Genomic DNA, 2,962 nt, shown 5'->3' with positions numbered 1-2,962 from the left:
GAGTGTAACCCTCACTAACAAATCACTTTCTCTCACCACAGCTCTACCCTTAACTGGGCATCCGGCACGGGTTTATTTGAGTATTTTGAGTCCTGGGTCGCAGCCAACAATGAGGCAAGCTTTGGATGCGATCGCATCCCTACTAACCAATAACGAATGCGATGCGGATACCCTTAATTGGGCAGCTCTCACCTATCAGCACACCGCCGCCGTCCAAGCCGCACTACTAGAAATAAATGCCCCCGCCACGGTCAAGAAGAAGATGGCAGCCCTCAGGGGAGTATTGGCTGTGGCAAAGAAGTTGAAACTGATGGATCCAGAAGATTTCGAGGCGGCGGTGGATTTACCCAGGATTAAGAATCATCCCTTACCTAGAGGTCGGGCGTTAACTCAAACAGAAATTAAAGCACTTATTGAGGTGTGTACTTCCGATACAACTAATCAAGGGGCTAGGGATAAAGCTCTAATTGGCATCCTACGGGGTACAGGACTGCGACGGGCAGAAGTGGTGAAGCTGGAAGTGCGAGATTTTGATGGTTCCACTGGTGCATTGGAAGTGCGCCAGGGTAAGGGGGGGAAGGATAGGACGGTTTATTTACCGGAAGGTGCGTTCGCGGAGCGGCTCTGAAGAGCATCGCTTTTGTAAATGATTGGTTGAGCACAAGAGGTCACCAACCAGGGGCGCTGTTGTGCCCAATACAGAAAGGTGGACAGATACAGTACAGAAAAATGACCCCTCAGGCCGTATTGTTGATTTTGCAGAAGCGGGCTAAACAGGCTGGGGTGGAGTCCTTTAGTCCCCATGATTTTCGCAGAACCTTCTGCTCTGATTTGCTTGATGCTGGGATTGATATTGTGACGGTACAGAAGTTAGCTGGCCATGCTTCCCCTGTGACTACCGCTAAGTATGACCGACGGGGTGAGGAGGTTAAGCGTAGGGCGGTGCAGAAGTTGGGGTTTTAACAGAAGGATGGTGGCGGGCGCATCTGAGGACTCACTATGTATCTTTTTGTAACTGCCTGAAATTACTACCTAGTAATGATTTCAGCTTGCATGTCACCCCTCCAGATTCTGTAGTTATTAATAGTCAGTACAGGTATCATGCCTCTCCACTAAAAATAACAGTCAAAATGGCGCACAAAACTAATTAACGGGAGTAATACTGTATTTGGAACAATAACACAATAGACCTCTTGCAAAAGTAGCGATCGCAAGCCGTCTTCTGAAGCAAGTCTGCTATGTGAACTACCCTAACCTACTTCGTAAAAGTTGGGTTGGGGTAGTTCAAACAACTCCAAAATTTAAGCTAGATTTAGCACTTTAGAGTAAATTGCTTAATTTACCCCTAATATAAAATTATTGGTTTTTATTTGCACCAACCTAATTCCATCCTATTAATATTCCACTATTAGAATCTGCATGGCCTACAATATTATCATAATCATCCCACATATTAAGTACATCATTTAAGAAAACTAAACAAAGTTGTCCACCCCCTCCATAAACAGAGTTTAATTCAGCATATGGTATATCTTGCAATTTTTGCTTATTATTAGTTTCAGAAAGATCTGAAATTGTAATTTGAGCCATTATGTAATCCTCTAAATACATTTAAGTAGGTGGGCATAAATAAACGTTAAAACTCAAAATAGAAAAATGAGGCTGAAAGCCTTTATTAAAAAGGGTTTCAGCATTTTAAATCTCAATCGCTATTTTACCGATAATTAAGCCCACCTACTTAAATAGTGTAGAACTATTTAAATGTATATGACAATAAATATTAGAATATTTTTGTGACATAATTGTTTCAATATAGCGGTTTTAAATCTAGTAAGGTACAAGTTTTTGGGTTTTAGGGAGCAGGGAGCAGGAAAGAGGGAAGAGGGAAGAGGGAAGAGGGAAAAAATGTGTACCTCATGAGGCTAAAAAGCGCTATAAAAAACAATAATGTAACTGTTCAGACTGAGGGGGTGACATGAGCCCTGAAAAGGACCCTCCGCATATTGCAGACGCTACGTAATCCCAAACAACTACCTACACCTCAACCCTCAGCACACAACCGACACCACCTATCCACAAAACCCCCACCACATACCCGAAAACAAAAACACCGTGTACCCGAAAAACAACCTCTGTACCAGAAACTAAGAACAGAAACTCCAGCCGTCGAGCTTCAACAACTGGGGAAACATTGAACTAAAAATTTTCCGGTGCTCAATTTAACAAGCTATTTCGCTGCTCTATCTCCCCAGACTTAACAACAACTACAACATCGCCACCAGGAGATTTAACCTTTTCACCAATGGTGGTTATTGATAAAGGCTTGAACTCGTAGACCAAGATAGAATCCAGAAACGACAACGGTTACAGGAAAAGCGGATTAAGGCTCAGATTTCGATTCAATCTGCTATAGCTCGGTTAAATGCTGCGAAAACTCGTTACCAACAACAGATTTACCAGCATTCTCTGAAAATGATGACTTATCAAACTAATCTGCAACGGCAACAGTACCAGCTGGCATCTTTGGTGAAGCAGTCTCAGGAGGTGGAAAAGGAGCTGGCGGAATTGAGTATTGTGCGATTCTCCTAGGGAGACGCTACCCGAACGCCCTATGCTGGTCGGGTTAGGCGGGTGAAGATTCTTTCTCAGACAGACCGGGTGATCACTGCTGAGATTACTCTTGATGTTAGGGATGGTGGTTAATTCTAGGGCAAGGGCATGTTTGTGGTAGTGCTGTCTTTGCCTAATAAGTTGAAAATGATCGGAGTCAGTAACACTATCTGACCACTAATACTTGGATATTTATTCTCTCATTAAAGTATAATTGTTAGACACAATTATAATAACTGACAAACGCTTGTATAGTCAAAAAAATTGTTAATTTGTGTATAATTTAAGCAATTTAACAGTCAATAATCCGTGGTTAATAATACAAATTACTGAATTTCTCTGATCAGTATTT

At 42.2% G+C, this 2,962-nt stretch carries 1 protein-coding gene and 1 pseudogene; one reads left to right on the top strand and one right to left on the bottom strand.

What is annotated here, in order from left to right:
• Positions 1-963: pseudogene (locus F6K37_RS36685) on the top strand (tyrosine-type recombinase/integrase); the annotation flags it as partial.
• 417 nt (positions 964-1,380) lie between these two features.
• Here F6K37_RS36685 and F6K37_RS36680 read toward each other — a convergent pair.
• Positions 1,381-1,590: a hypothetical protein gene (locus tag F6K37_RS36680; RefSeq protein ID WP_287255901.1), complete on the bottom strand. Its 210-nt coding sequence runs from the start codon at positions 1,588-1,590 to the stop codon at positions 1,381-1,383.
• Between the last annotated feature and the right edge of the window lie 1,372 nt (positions 1,591-2,962).

Origin of the sequence: Moorena sp. SIO4E2, from assembly GCF_010671945.1 — a bacterium.
Lineage (GTDB): Bacteria > Cyanobacteriota > Cyanobacteriia > Cyanobacteriales > Coleofasciculaceae > Moorena > Moorena producens.
The sequence above is the reverse complement of the archived record's forward strand: the minus strand, read 5'-3'. Positions and strand labels throughout refer to the sequence as shown.